We start from the raw sequence: 15,087 nt of genomic DNA, 5'->3' as shown, positions 1-15,087 counted from the left end.
ACAGACCCGGGATGGAGTACCCGATTCAGCGTAGAACCGCGGGCGAGGCCGCCTCCGGGACGAGCACGCGCGGGCTCGCGGAGGAGGTGGTGTCGAGCGCCCAGACGTCGCTGACCGGCTCGCCCTCGCGCTCCAGGCCGTAGAGGACGGTGTCGTCGTCGAGCCACTCGATCTGGTCGTCGATGCTGTGGGTCTCACCGGCGAGCACGGTGCGCCGGCCGGTGTCGAGGTCGAGGACCGCGGGCGTCCAGCGGGTGCCGTCCTTGTCGGCCTCCTTGAACGCGATCCGGGTGCCGTCGGGGGAGAGCGACGGGCACTCGACGTGGTCGGCGATGGTCGTCAGCGAGCGTTCGGTGAGGTCGCCGCGGGCCAGGTAGGTCCGTCCGCCCGTGGCGACCGTGGCGTAGAAGGTGCGGTCGTCGTCGGCGAAGGTGATGCCCCAGATGTTGCGGTCGACCGGGGAGACCTCGCGGCCGTCGACGACCAGCCTGAACTTCTCCAGGTCTCCGTAGCTCGCCCCGCCGATCCGGCGGATCAGGGTGCGCGTCGAGAAGCCGCTGACCATGTAGGAGTCGCCGTTGACGAACACCGTCGAGGAGACCAGCTGCCCGTCCGGCGAGATCCGGGTGCGGCTGGGCAGCCCCGGCAGATCGGTCCCGTCGACCTCCCGCCACGCCTTCCCCGGAGTCGAGGTCGCCAGGTCGGTCGCGCGGTAGCGGCTCACCACGCCCCGCTCGGTCGTCAGGCACGAGACCGAGCGCACCTGCGCGTAGACCCGGTCGCAGCTCAGGTCGGTGAGCGCTCGGGCGCCGCCGGGGGCGGCCAGCGCCACGGCGCCGACGTGGCCGTAGTCGGCGTCGCGTCCGGTGTGCCGGAAGAGGATCCTGGGCCCCTTCTCGATCTGCGCCATGGAGGTCGTCGTCGCGTCGGTCGCCCGGGACGTACGCCGGTCGTTCTCCGCGATCGCGGAGAGGGCGTACGCCGTCACGCCGGCCGTGACGAGGACGACGATCGCACCGAAGATCGTCGTGCGCTGCTTGACCCAGAACGTCGTCATCGCACCGCCCTGCGCATCACGGCGAGCCCGGCCGGGATCGCGGCGAGCAGCACCACGCAGACCGCGAGCATCGCGACCTGGGGACCGACGGCGTACCAGAGCAGGCCGAAGCCGGTCGCCGCGACGAGGCGAGCCAGCGCGACGGCGGTCTGGGCGGTGGCGATGCCACTGGCGCGTACGGTCTCGGGGACCAGCTGCCCGGCGACCGCGGCCAGGGTGCCGTCGGTCGCTGCGTAGAAGACGCCGAGGAGGAGCACCGCGGCGCACGTCGTCCAGAGCGCGCCGGACCCGGTCGCGGCGCACAGGTACGCCGCTGCGAGCGGAAGGTGGCCGAGCACGAGGACCTTGATCCGCCCGACCCGGTCCGCGAGCCGGCCCAGCGGGACGGCCAGGGCGAGGTAGGCGAGGTTGGTGCCGACGTAGAGGACCGGGAACCACTGCGCCGCGAAGCCGCCGGTCTCCAGCAGCGCCAGGTAGACGAACCCGTCACCGATGGTGAGCAGGGCGAGTACGGCGGACACCCCGGTCACCCGCGCGAGACCGGGCGTGAGCACGGTGCACCAACGCACCTTGGGGCGCGGCTCGCTGCGTCGGGGAGCGGTCCGGCGGACGGCGCCGGTGCGGAACGGCACGAAGCACGCCATCGTCGCCACCCCGAGCACCGCGAAGCCGAGCGAGACGACCAGCACGGTGTCGTAGCCGTCGGCGATCCGCCACAGGATCACGAACGCCAGCAGCGGCCCGAGCGTCGCCCCGATCGTGTCCAGCGCCCGGTGGACACCGAAGCTGCGGCCGAGGTGCGCCGGGTCGCTGGAGGCGGCGATCATCGCGTCGCGCGGAGCCGTGCGTACGCCCTTGCCGACCCGGTCCAGCGAGATCGCCGCCGAGATCGTCCCGAAGCCGCCGGCGAAGATCAGGCCGAGCCGCGCGACCGCGCTCATCGCGTAGCCGGCCAGCGCCACCGGCTGCGGCCGGTCGGTGCGGTCGGCCGCCCACCCTGCGGCGATCCGAACCAGCGAGGAGACGCCCTGGTAGAGCCCGTCGATGAGTCCGTACGCCACCGGCGAGAGCCCGACCACCGCGGTCAGGTAGAGCGGCAGGATCGCCGAGACCGACTCCGAGGAGATGTCGGTCAGCAGGCTGACGATGCCGAGGGTGACGACGGTTCGGGAGACCCGCCCGCCGGTCTGCCGCGGCTCGGCACTCGAGGTGGGACGGTCGCTGAGAGACAGGTACACCGGCTCAGGTCTTCGTGTGGAGGACGGAGTAGAGGGTGAAGTCGACGTTGCGACGGCCGGTGTGGGTGACCGTGACGCTCACCGTCTCGTCGCCTCGGTGCATCGACATCGCGGGAGTGTTCTCGACCGATGTGGTCGTGACCTCCTTGAAGCCATGCTGCGCGAGGCGGGTCCGGAAGTGACGCAGTACGTCGCAGGGCTTCCGGCAGCTCGCGGTCAGCGCGACCTGGAGCGCGCCCTTGGCGGGTGAGACGCTGGAGACGTCGACCGTGGTGCGGGACGGGGGTTCGAGCGCTGCGGGGTAGCCGGCCACGAGGGTTCCCTTGCGGACCGCCTGCTTGGGCAGCGGCTCCGTGATCAGCGCGGCCGTCTTCGTACGCGGCTTCTCGGTGAGTCCGGGCAGGCCCGACTCGCTCGGCGTCGAGGCCGCCTCCGGCAGCGCCTCGGTCGCGGGCTCGGGATCCGACTCCGACTTCCGGCCGGACCCGGACCCGGCGCTCGAGTCCGAGCTGGGGCCCGCTCCCGGCGAGCCCGTCTGGGACGCCGAGGTCGAGCCGCCCCCGTCCTTGCCGGACGAGGAGTCGGCGAAGCGCCCCGGCATCCAGAAGATCGCGACGCCGACGAGCACGCCGAGCAGCACGAACATGAGAAGGCGCTTGAGGTTCACGGGACCAGTCGACGCGTAGCGGAGTCGAGTCGGGACCGATGGGTGGGTCGCGTACTCAATTTCAGGCAGCCTGCCGAGCGGCCCACCGCCGGTCGAGGTGAGGCATGCGACGTTGCCGTAGCCGGGAACGGTCCCGGCCCAAGCATCCCGGGGGACGGGCCACGTTGAACACAGCCGACTTTCTTCTCGAGCACGCGCCCGAGGATTCGATCGCGCTCGCCGAAGCGGGTCGCGAGTACACCTTCGAAGAGCTGCGAGCCAGCGTGTCCGTGCTCATGGGACGGCTCTCCGTGCTCGGTCTGAATCCGGGCACGCCGGTCGGGATCATGGCGCCCAACGGGCTGTTCTGGACCTCGGCCTATCTCGCGGCGCTCCGGATGGGGCTGATCGTGGTGCCGCTGGCCGTCACGCTGCCGACCGAGGAGGTGGTGGCCCGGGCGCGCTGGGTCGGCGCCGACGCGCTGCTGGTGGGCCGGGCCCAGGCCGAGGCGCTGCGGCTGAGCCTGCCCAGGAGCCTCCCGGTCGTGGTCGAGCGGAAGGAGCGGCTGGTCCCGAAGCAGCGAGCGACGCCGGTGGAGCTGTCCGACGCGGTCGAGGTCGACCCGGACCAGGACGCGCTCTACATGTTCACCTCCGGCACCACCGGCGACCCCCGCGCGGTGCGGATCACCCACCGCAACATCCAGGCGAACACGACCTCGATCCTCGGCTACCTCGGCATCACGTCCGAGGACCGGATGCTGGTCGTGCTGCCGTTCACCTACGTCTTCGGGCTCTCGCTCCTGCACACCCATCTGCGTGCCGGTGCCGCGATGATCATCCAGCCCACGTTCGTCTTCCCGCAGGCGGTGGTGGATCGGATGGCGTCCGCACGCTGCACCGGCTTCGCCGGTGTGCCGTCGACCTTCGGGATGCTGCTGCGCAACAGCACCTTCGGCAGCACGGCGCTGCCGTCGCTGCGGACGATCCAGCAGGCCGGCGGCCGGCTGGCCCCGGCTCTGGTGGAGCAGATGGCGCGGGCCCAGCCGCAGGCGCGGGTCTTCGTGATGTACGGCGCGACCGAGGCCACCGCTCGGCTCTCCTACCTCCCGCCCGAGCAGGTCTCCCTGCGACCGGGGTCGATCGGCCGGGGCATCCCGGGCGTGGACCTGCGCGTGCTCGACCGCGACGGGGTGCACGTCGCCCCCGGTGAGGTCGGCGAGATCTGGGCCAGCGGCGCGAACATCTCGCCCGGCTATCTCGACGACCCCGAGGCGACGGCCCGCAAGATGCCCGGCGGGATGCTGCGTACGGGAGATCTGGCAAAGGTCGACGAGGACGGCTACATCTACGTGGTCGACCGGGTCGAGGACTTCATCAAGTCGTGGGGGCACCGGATCGCGAGCCAGGACGTCGAGTCCGCGGCTCTCTATCTGCCGGACGTGGTGGCGGCGGCCGCGGTCGGGCTCCCGGACGATGCCGCCGGCGAGCGGGTCGAGCTGGTGGTTGTGCGGCGCCGCGGGTCGGGGCTGCGCGGCGCCGACGTGATCGCGCACTGTCGCGAGCGGCTCTCGAAGCACATGGTGCCCGAGGTCGTCCGCTTCGTCGACGCGCTGCCGATGAACGCGAACGGGAAGGTCATCAAGCGCGACGTACGCGCGATGTGTCTGCGGCTGGCCCAGGAGCCGGCCGAGGGACAGGACGACGACGTCGATGATGCGGATGATGCCGGCTTCGAAGGGGTCAAGGTGGGTTGAGGATGTCGAAGAGGAAGGTGTCCGGTCCGGTGAAGGTGCTGGCCGGAGTGTGCGCAGGATTGCTGGTGGTCGCGGTCGCGCTGGCCGCGGCATGGTTGCTGAGGAGTCCAGGGATGAACGAGCAGGTCGCGATCGCAGAGCCCAGCGAGTCCGAGCTGCAGGTCGTGGGGCAGACCAAAGTTCTCTTCGGGCACAACTCCGTCGGGATGAACATCCTCGACGGGGTCTCGAAGGTGTACGCAGATGCCTCGATGCCGGCGCCGGCCATGGCCGATGTGACGGGTCCCGAGATCTCCGCTGCCAGCATGACTGAGGCGGAGGCCGCGACGATGCGGCATGCCTACATCGGGGTGAACGAGGAACCGCTCAGCAAGTTCGCCGCGTTCACGAAGCTGGTGGACAGCCCTGCCGGGAAGGACGTCGACGTGGCGCTGATGAAGCTCTGCTACGTCGACATCACCGCCTCCACCGACGTGCAGGCCGTCTTCGACGCCTATGTGTCGATGATGGACGAGGTCGAGGCGGCCCATCCCGACGTACGTTTCCTCTACACGACCGTGCCGCTCACCGCGGACCGCAACTGGAAGTCCAAGGTCAAGGCGGCCCTGGGTCGCGACGACGAGATGGGGCCGGCCGACAACATCGCCCGGGAGCGCTACAACGCGATGATCCGGGAGAAGTACGGCTCCACCGGCCGCCTCGTCGACATCGCCGCCGCCGAGGCCGAGGGCACCGGGGAGCGCAGCCAGGACGGCACCACCTACTACGTGCTCAACAAGAACCTGACCTTCGACCGCGGTCATCTCAACGAGGCCGGCTCGGAGGCCGTCGCCGCCGAGCTGCTCAAGATGGTGGCGACCCACAGTCCGGTTGCCTGAGGTGCTGACACAGGGCGATGAGCGTGCGATGAGCCTGCAGGGGGTCGGCATCGACGTCGCCGACATCAGGCGCTTCGCTCGGCTCCTGGCGATGCGCGGTTCCGGCTTCGCGGTGCGCTGGTTCACCGACGCCGAGATCGCCCAGTGCATGGCCGCCACGACCCCCGCCACGGCCTTCGCGATGAGGTACGCCGCCAAGGAGGCCGTCTGGAAGGCCCTCGGTCCCGGCGAATGGTCCGGGCCGCTGCCGTGGCGCGGGATCACCGTGCTCGAGGATGCTCCCGGGTCTCTCTCGGTCTCTCTCGACGGCCCCGCGGCCGACCTCGCGGCTCTCGCCGGAGTCACCGCGGTCCGCGTCGCCACCGTTCCCGGGCCTCGGATGGCCATCGCCACCGCCGTCGCCGAAGGTGCTCCGATGCGAGGTGACGATGCCTGACCTCCGACTCGACCACATCGGTATCCAGGTCCGCGACCTGCTCCGCACCGCTGACGCCTTCGAGCGGCTCTTCGGCTACCGCCGCGTCACGGACCCGGTCGTCAACACCCGCCACGGGGTCTCCGGGGTCTTCCTGGAGAAGCCCGACTCGATCGCCATCAAACTCATCACTCCGGTGACTCCTGGGCCGCATGCGTACGGTCTCCATCACCTGGCCTTCATGGCACCTGATCTCGAGTCGACTCTGGTCGAGCTCGGGGTCGCCGGGGCTCGTACGCTCAGTCCGCCTCAGCCGGGGGAGATGTTCGACGACGAGCTCATCGCGTTCGTCCGGGCTGCTGGGATCAATGTCGAGCTCATCACTACTGATCGGCGTCGGGCTCGGATCCGCTGAGGTTCTTTCGGGGTTGGGGTGGGCCGCCGACCCTTGCTTTGAGGGTCTTCTCGCCGAACCTCGGAGTCAAGGACGGCCTGCGGCCGCCGGCTTCGCCGGCCGCTTCGCGGTCCTTGACACCGGCGCCCGTCGAGAAGAGATTTGGCTGGCTATCGGGGCGGCGGCCCGGGTGTGGCGCGGAGAGATTCGTACGCGTTTGGGCTGGCGTTGAGAGGTGTGAGGGTGGCCCTTCGGGCCATTTACCATCCACAGATTCGAGGTCGTTCGCTCACCGCGAAAAGAGGCTCTGATCAGGGAAAATAGATGGCGTGATCGAGGCGCGGAGCGTAGAATCAGACCCATCACAGCACACCTCCGAGGAGAGGACAGCGATGAGTCTCGGCCGCTCGATCGACCCCTGGGGCACCAGCCCCGGCGAGGCGATCGACGCTGCCTTGCAGGCCATCGAGACCGCCGTTCACGACCTGCTCTCGGCTGATCCTGCCTACTGGCGCACCGGGCAGAAGAAGGACCTGCTCGAGCGGTTGGAGAAGCTCCAGACCCAACAAGCCGCGTTGAAGCTGAGGGTGCTCGCGACTGCTGCCGACATCGCCGAGGAGACCGGTGACAAGGACGCATCCGCCTGGATGCGGACCGAACTGCTCGTCGACAAAGCCGTGGCTCGTTCCCAGATCAAGCTCGCGGCAGCGGTCACCAAGTACGACCTCGTCGCCACCGGCCTCGCTGAAGGTGTGGTGTCCCAGGACAAAGCGCGGGTGATCACCCAGGCGCTCGACAAGATCGAGACCAACCCCGTCGCCAGCGGCGAGGACCTGGTGTTGGCCGAGAAGCTGCTCGTTGACTACGCCACCCAGTTGACCGCCAACGAACTGCGGATCGTCGGGAGACGGATCCTGCGTGAGATCGACCCGGCCCGGTTCGACGACGCCGAAGCCAAAGCCCTCCTCGCCGAAGAGGAGCGTGCTCAGCAGAAGACCGCGCTACGAGTCTGGGACAACCACGACGGCACCATTGGGTTCGACGGGGTCCTGCCGACCTCGATCGGGATGCGGTTCAAGCGGCTGGTCGAGGCCTGGGCCCAACCCCGCAAACAACAACTCGTCGGCAAGGGTGCCCCGCTACCGCCGTGGGAACGACTGATGGGCCAAGGCTTCACCCGCCTGTTGGAGACGATCGACCCCGCCGCGTTGCCCCGTCACGGTGGGGATGCGACCACCATCAACGTGGTCATCTCCCTGGAGGAGCTCCGCAAGGACCTCGGCATCGCCACCCTGGGCTATGACGAGACCAACGGCACCACCATCTCCGCGGCCGAGGCGAGGCGGATGGCGTGCAACGCCACCATCATCCCCTGGGTCCTCGGCGGCGACAGTGAGGTCCTCGACGCCGGTCGGGGCAGCAGGTTCTTCCAGCCCATCCAACGCAAGGCACTCCGGTTGCAACAGAAGTGCTGCCAGGCCGAGGGCTGTGACATGCCACCGGAATGGTGCGACGCCCACCATCTAGAACCGTGGGCCGCAGGTGGCAAGACGGATCTGAAGGACGGGGCGCTGCTCTGTCCCCATCATCACCGCCTGGCCCACGCACCCGGCTATACCCATGAGCGACTACCCGACGGCACCATCAGGTTCACCCGCCGCCCCTAACCGGCCGGGCAGGAATCACTTCACCGGGTCTTGATCGCAAGGCGAGAACCCCAACCGTCGACCGGTCTCAGCTCTCCCTGAAGGGTGCCTGTCCCGGTAACCCAAATGAGCGTTCCAGGCACCCTTGCTCGACTCCACGCCCGCCGCTCCCCACCGGCAAGGACACTTCCTCACCGCAGCGAAGATTCCCCATGCTCCGGAGCGTGGGGATGTGATGTCTCAAGACATCGGTGACGCTTGCGTCATGTCTCAGGACATTGGTGACGGTTGTGTCGGCGTTCAAGACATCGGTGACGGGATTCCGTGTTCGGCGAAGAACGTGGTCACCGCCCCACGCGGCGCGTCGTCGGGCCACAGCGAGATCGCGAGACGGACACGGGCATCGTCAGGCTGGTTTTTCGACACCCGGGAAGTCGAGCCGCCTACCCGCAAGGTGACTGAGCCCGCCCAGCTCGAAACGAAGTGTCACCACCAAGACCACCGGAACTGTCACCGATGTCGTGAGGCAGAACTGTCACCGCTGTCCCGAGAGATGGCACCGGAGCATGGGAACCTCCACGCCCATGGGCAACTCTCCCGATCAGTGGGAAACTCGTGACCCGACCGGCACCGAACTCACCTCGGTCATGAACAACGGCCCGGCTTGTGAAGCATTCACAAGATCGCGCCCACTGCCATAGGCACCCGCGAAGCACGATCCGCCGGCGCACGACCAAGTCCACGGCCCCAAGCCCGTGCCCAACTGAATCCGCTGCGCCAGACCCCGCCGCCGACCCGATAGCCAGCCAAAATTCTCGACGGAGCCCGGTGTCAAGGACCGCGAAGCGGCCGGCGAAGCCGGCGGCCGAAGGCCGTCCTTGACTCCGGGGTTCGGCGAGAACACCCTCCGTAACGGGTCGGCGGCCGGTCCCTCATGCGGCTTCAGTCCCCCGTAGAACCCTTCCGACGCCCCCGTCGAATCTCGGTGTCGAGAGCGTCGAGGTGTTGGGTCCAGAAGCGGCGGAAGGGGGTGAGCCAGGCGTCGACCTCGGCCATGGGGCCGGTGTCGAGGGAGTAGATGCGGCGGGTGCCGTCGGGGCGTACGTTGGCGAAGCCGTGCTCGCGCAGGACCTTGAGCTGCATGGAGACGGCGGGCTGGCGGATGCCGAACTCGGCGGAGATGGTCTCGACGATCTGCCCGGAGGTGAGGTCGTCGTCGGCTAGGAGCTCGAGGATGCGGCGGCGTACGGGATCGCCGAGGACGTCGAAGGCGTGCAACGCGGCTACTGCTCCGGCATCGCGGTGTAGGCGGCGACGCAGCGCTCGCCGGCGGCGCGGGCCTGGTCGGGGGAGGTGCCGAAGGCGATGTCGGCCTCGACCCAGGCGGCGGCGGAGCCCTGGGTGTGCTCGATCATCGCGGGCAGAGAGTCGGGGGACATCGGGTCCATCTTCTCGGCCTCGGGGGCGGAGAGGTGGAGGGCCAGGCCGAGCAGCATCTGCTCCCAGCCGATGCCGACGGCACTGGGGCCGAACTCCTTCCACTGCTCCGGCGGGACGGGTGCGGAGTGCTCGAGGCGGAGCAGCGTACGGCCGCCGGTGGCGGTCAGGGTCGCGTCGACCCAGGACATCATGTCGCCGTAGGCCCAGGTGATCGAGAGGAGCTTCGGGCGGTCGCAGGCGAGGATCTCGCCGCCGGCGTTGCCCTCGAGCTGGTAGCGGCCGCCGACCTCGAAGTCTCCGGTGACCGGCATCAGCCAGCGCGGAATGCGCTCCTTGGTGGTCAGCGCGTCCCAGACCTCGTCGGGCTCGGCGTCGTAGCTGCGCTCGACGACGAGCACGCGGAGCTCCTCACCGCCGCGGGTCGTGGTGGTCAGGGCGCGGTTGACGGCGCCGAGGTGGTCGGCAGGGATGAAGGGTGGTGTGCTCATGCCTCCCGACGTTATATCAAGAAGTCTTGATATTCAATGGAACCTCCTCGACGAGCACAGGCGCCGCGTGGAAGTAGGCCGTGGTGCGCCGCTTCTGCTCGATGTCGCGGTAGACGCGCTCGACCTGCTCGTCGGTGAGCCCGGTGGCCTCGGCGACCGCGGCGGTCGGGACGTCGTGGTTGAGCCCGTAGAGGCACAGGTCCATCCGCTGGTAGGGCAGCGAGAAGTAGAACTCCTCCTGCGACTGCTCCAACGAGTAGGTGTCGGTGGTCGAGGGGCGGGCCTGGATCTCCTCGGGTACGCCGAGATGGGCGGCCATCGCGTAGACCTGCGACTTGTAGAGATGTGCGATCGGCTTCACGTCGGCGGCACCGTCACCGAGCTTCACGAAGAAGCCCTGGTCGTACTCGAGCCGGTTGGGGGTGCCGGCGACGGCGTAGTTGAGCCGGTCGGCGTGGAAGTACTCCAGCGCCTTGCGGGCACGCTGCTTGAAGTTCGTCGCGGCCACGATCTCCAGGTAGGCCTCGGTGGTCAGACGGTGCGTGCTCTGCGCGCCGGACGGGTCCTCGACGACGACCGAGAAGAGCCGGAACGCGTCGGAGTCGACCACGCTAGGCAGCACGATCTTCGACTTCCACCCCGGCCCGTACGCCGGCACGACCCGCCGGATCGCGTCGTCGCGCCGCTGGTAGGCGCCGAGGCCGACGAGGACCGGGGAGATGTCCTCGAGGACCGAGTCGATCCCCAGGGCGTCGGTCAGCTTCGTGCTGAACCCGATCGTGTCGTCGGAGGACTCCTGCTCGGGCATGTGCAGCGCGAAGACCCGATCCGGGCCCAGCGCCTTGACCGCCAGCGCGGCGACCACGCTGGAGTCGATCCCGCCGGAGACGCCGAGCACGATGCCCTTGCGCTTGTTGGCCACCAGATAGCGGCGGATCGTCTCGCCGATCCGGTTCGCCTCCGCCTCCTCGTCGAAGCTGAGGGTCTCCAGTCCGTACGCTGCGGCGGGGCTCGTTCTTGAGCTGGTCGTGGTCATGCTGAGGTCCTTCCGGTGGGCTCGAGGCTGGTGGTCCCGAGAGTGGTGTCGAAGACGGTGAGCGGGGCCGGCGGTGCGGCCGATGAGGTCGGTGCGGCCGATGAGGTCGGTGCGGCGAGCAGCTCGCTGTGCAGCAGCTGGGTGGACAGGACGGCGACCAGGCGCATGTTGTCGGTGTTGCCCAGGCCCCGGCCGTCCGTTCGCCGGGCCTTCTCCAGCAGCCGCTGGACGAGCTCCGGTCGGAAGACCCCGGCGGCCTCCAGCGCGGAGTCGGAGGTGACGTCGAAGACCCAGTCCGGGGTGCCGCCGGCGAAGAACGCGGCCGCGTCGGGCGCCCGGTAGGGCTGCTTGGGGCGGCGCAGGATCTGCTCGGGCACCAGGTCGGCGAAGGCCCGCTTGAGCAGGTGCTTCTCGTCCATGCCGTGGATCTTGTGCTCGGCCGGGACTCGGCCGGCGAGCTCGGCGACGTGCGGGTCGAGGAACGGGAACCGGCCCTCGACCGAGTTGCCCATCAGCATCCGGTCGCCCTGGGAGGCCAGGATGTAGCCGGGCAGCAGGGTCGTCATCTCCAGCCACTGGGCGCGCGCGACCGGGTCCCACGAGGCGGCCGCGGCGGGCATTGCGTCGACGACGCCGGCCGCGCTGCCCCCGACCGACCGGATCTCGGGCCGCAGCATCGAGGCCAGCACCGCCGTGGAGTCCCACCGCGGCCGGTGCGACATCGCCAGGTCGTCGGCCGAGAGGTTGCGCGAGAAGAAGCTGCGGGCGAACGCCGGCGCCTGGTTGGGGGAGCGGTGCATCCACGGGTAGAGCTGCTCGACCGCCGCCTCGGCGGCCGCCGGGTCCCGAAGCCACAGATCCCGGATCTTGGCCTCGCGGAAGATGTCGTAGCCACCGAGCACCTCGTCGGCGCCCTCGCCGGTGACGACCACCTTGAAGCCGGCCTCCCGGACGAGCCGAGACAGCAGGAACATCGGCGCCGGGGCGGTCCGCAGCAGCGGCGACTCGGCGTGGCGTACGACCTGGGGGAAGACGTCGGCGATGTCGCGCTCGCTGACCACGACGTCGTGGTGGACGGTGCCGAGGCGCTCGGCCATCAGCGCCTGGAAGCCGCCCTCGTCGAACTCCGCCTCGGCGAACCGCAGCGAGAACGTATGCAAGGGCGCCGACGCGCTGTGGTCGATCCTGCCGGCGGCGATCGCCCCTGCCGTGACCGCGGAGTCGATCCCGCCGGACAGGTACGCGGCCACGGGCACGTCGCTGCGCTCGAACCGCAGCCGGGTGGCCGCCATCAGCGTCGTACGCAGCGCCTCGGCGTTGGCCTCCAGATCGGTGAGCTCCTCGGCTCCCGCCGGTGGGAACGAGGGCGCCCAGTAGCGACGCTCGACCTCGACGCCCTCCCTGAAGGTCAGGTACGAGCCCGGCGGCACCTGCACGATGTCCCGGAAGACGGTGCGCGGCGCGACCGCCGACCACAGCGTCAGCACCTGGTCCAGCCCGGCCGGGTCGAGCTCGCGCGGGACGTCGGGGGAGGCGTACAGGGCCTTGACTTCGGAGGCGAAGAGCAGCTGGCCGGCAGCGCGGGTGTAGAAGAGCGGGCGGACGCCGAAGCGGTCCCGGGAGAGGACGAGCGTTTCCGTCCGGCGGTCCCAGATCGCCAGCGCCCACTGGCCGTTGAACCGATCGAAGCAGCCCGGCCCCCACTCCTCCCAGGCGTGCACGATGACCTCGGTGTCCGAGCGGGTGTCAAAGACGTGGCCGCGGGAGCGGAGCTGGGCGGCGAGCTCGACGTGGTTGAAGATCTCGCCGTTGAAGGTGACCCAGACCTGCTCGCTCTCGCCGGAGGCTCGGCAGGAGCGGCCGGCCATCGGCTGGGTGCCGCCGACCGTGTCCACGATCGCCAGCCGGGTGTGGCCGAGCGCGACCCGCTCGTCGCGGTAGTAGCCGCTGCCGTCGGGGCCACGGTGGGCGAGAGCGCCCAGCATGTCCCGTACGAGGGCAGGGTCAGGCGCCTCGGTGCTGCTCAGCACCCCACAGATCCCGCACATGGCGCTCCTCGATCGATCCCGGACGGTGCCCGAAGGTTTGCTCGCGCAGGTATGCCAGGGCACCGGGATCGCCCCGTTTATCACCCAATGTCGGCATCTCCGGGCCCGATTTCTGCTCCCGAGCCGCTTCGGCTGACAGAACGGAGGGGCATTCGTAGACCGTTCACAAACAGGGAGATGTGATGGCGGACGTACAGCGCACGATCGAAGGCTTCATCCTGGACAGCCTGCTGCTGGGTGATGAGACCCGGTTGCCCGGGCCGTCGGAGTCGCTGGTCGAGTCGGGCGTGATCGATTCGACCGGGATCCTGGAGCTCATCGAGTTCCTCGAGGCGGAGTTCGAGATCTCCGTGGACGAGGCCGAGACCGTGCCCGAGAACCTCGACGGCGTCGCCAACCTGGTGGCGTACGTCGGCCGGAAGACAGCGGCCCAGGAACGAGAGCGCCTTGCTAGTTGACGGTGCCCGGGTGACAGGCGACTTCGAGGTCGACCTGGCCAAGATGTACGCGATCGTCCTCGACGGTCCGCGTACGTCCTGGCTGTCCAGGCTGCGGTTCTGGCTCTTCGACTACGAGCTGCACTGCGTCGCCTGCTACCGCTTCGGACGCTGGGCGACCCGGCTGCGCACCCGCAACCGCCTGCTCGGCGTGCTCGCGCTGGGGGTCTACTGGTTCTGGAACCGGCGCAACATCCGCGTCCACCACGCCGACATCTTCCGGCGTGCCGACATCGGGCCCGGGCTGCTGCTCATGCACCGCTCGGGGATCATCGTCGGCCCGGCCGTGGTCGGCAGCAACTGCGTCCTCCACCAGAACGTCACCATCGGCCAGCGCATCGCCGACGGCGACCAGGGTCTGCCCACGATCGGCGACGACGTCTGGATCGGTCCCGGCGCGGTGATCACCGGCGCGATCACGGTCGGCGACGGCTGCACGATCTCCGCCGGGACGGTGCTCTCGAAGGACGTCCCGCCCCACAGCCTCGTCTGCGGCAACCCCGGCCGGGTCATCGCCAAGGACTACGACAACAGCAACATGATCAACTTCGTCGTCGCCCCCGCAGGTCGAGCCGCGAGGCCGCCTGCGGCCGAGCGTGTCGAGACCAACACGGTCCCCTCAGCGCTCGATAAGGACCGTGTTGGTCTCGACACGCCTCCGCCTAGCGGCTCCGGCGGCTCGACCGGCAGGGGTGGGTCGTGATCGCGAGCGTCGTGGTGCCGGCGCACAACGAGGCCAAGGGGCTGTCGGAGAACCTGACGGCCCTGCTCGGCGGCATCCCCGAGGGTGCCGTCGAGGTGGTGGTCGTGTGCAACGGCTGCACCGACGACACCGCCGCGGTGGCCCGGAAGGTCCCGGGCGTACGCGTCCTGGAGATCGCCGAGGCCTCCAAGGCGCGCGCGGTCGAGGTCGGCAACGCCTCGGCCACGACCTATCCGCGGCTTCACCTCGATGCCGACGTACGCCTCACCGGCGCCGACCTGCTCCGGCTGGTCGACGCGCTCGACGAGGACGGGGTGCTGGCCGTCGCACCCGGGCGGAGCATCCCGACCGAGCACTCCTCCTGGCCGGTCCGTGCCTACTACCGCGTGTGGCAGGCCCTCCCCGCCGTACGCAGCGGCCTGTTCGGCCGCGGCGCCTTCTGCCTCACCGCCGAGGGCCAGGCCCGGGTCGCCGGCACCACCGGTCCGGGGGCGAGCCTGATGAACGACGACCTCGTCGCCTCGGAGCTGTTCATGCCCGCCGAGCGCCGGGTGGTCACCGACGCGACCGTGGTCGTGCGGCCGCCGCGTACGGTGAAAGACCTGGTCAGACGCAGGATCCGCGTCGCGACCGGCAACGCTCAAGCCGACGCCCATGGGGCGCGGTACGGATCCACCTCGTTCTCGGATCTCCTCAAGCTCGGGCTGCGTCAGCCTGCGATCGGACTTCGGGTTCCGGTCTTCATGACAGTCACCCTCGTCGCCCGGATGCTCTCCCGCAGAGCGGTCCGGACCGGCGACTACACCACCTGGTTACGCGACGAGAGCTCGCGAGCCTGATCCGA

15 protein-coding genes are annotated in these 15,087 nt (G+C 69.6%); 8 read left to right on the top strand and 7 right to left on the bottom strand.

Annotated features, from left to right (window positions below; genetic code table 11):
- Nucleotides 1-25 precede the first annotated feature (25 nt).
- From ABT304_RS26745 to ABT304_RS26735, 3 genes are read right to left on the bottom strand one after another with little or no spacing between them, the layout of a single operon-like run.
- The gene (locus ABT304_RS26745) at nucleotides 26-1,057 is read right to left on the bottom strand and encodes a TolB-like translocation protein (RefSeq protein WP_350719889.1); all 1,032 of its coding nucleotides are present in this window, start codon (nucleotides 1,055-1,057) and stop codon (nucleotides 26-28) included.
- On the bottom strand, nucleotides 1,054-2,295 hold the full coding sequence (locus ABT304_RS26740) for an MFS transporter (protein WP_350719887.1): 1,242 nt from the start codon (nucleotides 2,293-2,295) through the stop codon (nucleotides 1,054-1,056). The genes ABT304_RS26745 and ABT304_RS26740 overlap by 4 nt, the downstream gene beginning before the upstream one ends.
- Before the next feature lie 4 nt (nucleotides 2,296-2,299).
- Nucleotides 2,300-2,962, bottom strand: coding sequence for a hypothetical protein (locus tag ABT304_RS26735; RefSeq protein WP_350719885.1), 663 nt, complete (start codon nucleotides 2,960-2,962; stop codon nucleotides 2,300-2,302).
- Between the two features lie 164 nt (nucleotides 2,963-3,126).
- On the opposite strand from ABT304_RS26735, the gene ABT304_RS26730 reads away from it, so the two are divergent.
- From ABT304_RS26730 to ABT304_RS26710, 5 genes are all read left to right on the top strand, one after another.
- Nucleotides 3,127-4,698 carry a class I adenylate-forming enzyme family protein gene (locus ABT304_RS26730; RefSeq protein WP_350719883.1) on the top strand — a complete coding sequence of 524 codons (1,572 nt, stop codon included), beginning with the start codon at nucleotides 3,127-3,129 and terminating at the stop codon, nucleotides 4,696-4,698.
- Nucleotides 4,699-4,700: 2 nt separating this feature from the next.
- Nucleotides 4,701-5,576, top strand: a complete 876-nt coding sequence (locus ABT304_RS26725; RefSeq protein ID WP_350719881.1) for an SGNH/GDSL hydrolase family protein — start codon at nucleotides 4,701-4,703, stop codon at nucleotides 5,574-5,576.
- A gap of 28 nt (nucleotides 5,577-5,604) precedes the next feature.
- Nucleotides 5,605-6,012, top strand: coding sequence for a holo-ACP synthase (locus ABT304_RS26720; RefSeq protein ID WP_350719879.1), 408 nt, complete (start codon nucleotides 5,605-5,607; stop codon nucleotides 6,010-6,012).
- Nucleotides 6,005-6,406, top strand: a complete 402-nt coding sequence (locus tag ABT304_RS26715) for a VOC family protein (protein WP_350719877.1) — start codon at nucleotides 6,005-6,007, stop codon at nucleotides 6,404-6,406. Before ABT304_RS26720 ends, ABT304_RS26715 begins: the two co-directional genes overlap by 8 nt.
- Before the next feature lie 371 nt (nucleotides 6,407-6,777).
- Nucleotides 6,778-8,052 (top strand): HNH endonuclease signature motif containing protein, encoded by a 1,275-nt coding sequence (locus ABT304_RS26710; protein ID WP_350719876.1) that lies wholly within the window; start codon nucleotides 6,778-6,780, stop codon nucleotides 8,050-8,052.
- A 921-nt stretch (nucleotides 8,053-8,973) separates the two neighbouring features.
- Here ABT304_RS26710 and ABT304_RS26705 read toward each other — a convergent pair.
- Genes ABT304_RS26705 through asnB form a run of 4 tightly spaced genes read right to left on the bottom strand, consistent with a single transcriptional unit; the run spans nucleotide 8,974 to nucleotide 13,043 of the window.
- Nucleotides 8,974-9,309, bottom strand: coding sequence for an ArsR/SmtB family transcription factor (locus ABT304_RS26705; RefSeq protein ID WP_350719874.1), 336 nt, complete (start codon nucleotides 9,307-9,309; stop codon nucleotides 8,974-8,976).
- A gap of 5 nt (nucleotides 9,310-9,314) precedes the next feature.
- Nucleotides 9,315-9,959 carry an SRPBCC family protein gene (locus ABT304_RS26700; protein WP_350719872.1) on the bottom strand — a complete coding sequence of 215 codons (645 nt, stop codon included), beginning with the start codon at nucleotides 9,957-9,959 and terminating at the stop codon, nucleotides 9,315-9,317.
- Between the two features lie 16 nt (nucleotides 9,960-9,975).
- The gene (nadE, locus tag ABT304_RS26695; RefSeq protein WP_350719870.1) at nucleotides 9,976-10,995 is read right to left on the bottom strand and encodes an NAD(+) synthase; all 1,020 of its coding nucleotides are present in this window, start codon (nucleotides 10,993-10,995) and stop codon (nucleotides 9,976-9,978) included.
- Nucleotides 10,992-13,043 carry an asparagine synthase (glutamine-hydrolyzing) gene (asnB, locus tag ABT304_RS26690; RefSeq protein WP_350719868.1) on the bottom strand — a complete coding sequence of 684 codons (2,052 nt, stop codon included), beginning with the start codon at nucleotides 13,041-13,043 and terminating at the stop codon, nucleotides 10,992-10,994. Before asnB ends, nadE begins: the two co-directional genes overlap by 4 nt.
- Nucleotides 13,044-13,225: 182 nt before the next feature.
- Between asnB and ABT304_RS26685 the strand changes: the two genes are divergently transcribed.
- Genes ABT304_RS26685 through ABT304_RS26675 form a run of 3 tightly spaced genes read left to right on the top strand, consistent with a single transcriptional unit; the run spans nucleotide 13,226 to nucleotide 15,082 of the window.
- Nucleotides 13,226-13,501, top strand: coding sequence for an acyl carrier protein (locus tag ABT304_RS26685; protein ID WP_160025076.1), 276 nt, complete (start codon nucleotides 13,226-13,228; stop codon nucleotides 13,499-13,501).
- A 10-nt stretch (nucleotides 13,502-13,511) separates the two neighbouring features.
- Nucleotides 13,512-14,243 (top strand): serine O-acetyltransferase, encoded by a 732-nt coding sequence (locus ABT304_RS26680; protein ID WP_350719866.1) that lies wholly within the window; start codon nucleotides 13,512-13,514, stop codon nucleotides 14,241-14,243.
- Nucleotides 14,240-15,082, top strand: coding sequence for a glycosyltransferase family 2 protein (locus ABT304_RS26675; RefSeq protein ID WP_350719864.1), 843 nt, complete (start codon nucleotides 14,240-14,242; stop codon nucleotides 15,080-15,082). Before ABT304_RS26680 ends, ABT304_RS26675 begins: the two co-directional genes overlap by 4 nt.
- The last annotated feature ends 5 nt before the right edge of the window (nucleotides 15,083-15,087 follow it).

Origin of the sequence: Nocardioides sp. NPDC000445 (assembly GCF_040300245.1) — a bacterium.
In the GTDB taxonomy this organism is placed as follows: Bacteria; Actinomycetota; Actinomycetes; order Propionibacteriales; family Nocardioidaceae; genus Nocardioides.
Note: the sequence above shows the minus strand (reverse complement) of the source record. Positions and strands in the feature narration are given on the sequence as shown.

Coding starts and splice junctions, on each gene's coding strand:
- ABT304_RS26745 (WP_350719889.1), bottom strand. CDS start 1,057: ATGACGACGTTCTGGGTCAAGCAGCGCACGACGATCTTCGGTGCGATC.
- ABT304_RS26725 (WP_350719881.1), top strand. CDS start 4,701: ATGTCGAAGAGGAAGGTGTCCGGTCCGGTGAAGGTGCTGGCCGGAGTG.
- ABT304_RS26720 (WP_350719879.1), top strand. CDS start 5,605: ATGAGCCTGCAGGGGGTCGGCATCGACGTCGCCGACATCAGGCGCTTC.
- ABT304_RS26715 (WP_350719877.1), top strand. CDS start 6,005: ATGCCTGACCTCCGACTCGACCACATCGGTATCCAGGTCCGCGACCTG.
- ABT304_RS26710 (WP_350719876.1), top strand. CDS start 6,778: ATGAGTCTCGGCCGCTCGATCGACCCCTGGGGCACCAGCCCCGGCGAG.
- ABT304_RS26700 (WP_350719872.1), bottom strand. CDS start 9,959: ATGAGCACACCACCCTTCATCCCTGCCGACCACCTCGGCGCCGTCAAC.
- nadE (WP_350719870.1), bottom strand. CDS start 10,995: ATGACCACGACCAGCTCAAGAACGAGCCCCGCCGCAGCGTACGGACTG.
- asnB (WP_350719868.1), bottom strand. CDS start 13,043: ATGTGCGGGATCTGTGGGGTGCTGAGCAGCACCGAGGCGCCTGACCCT.
- ABT304_RS26685 (WP_160025076.1), top strand. CDS start 13,226: ATGGCGGACGTACAGCGCACGATCGAAGGCTTCATCCTGGACAGCCTG.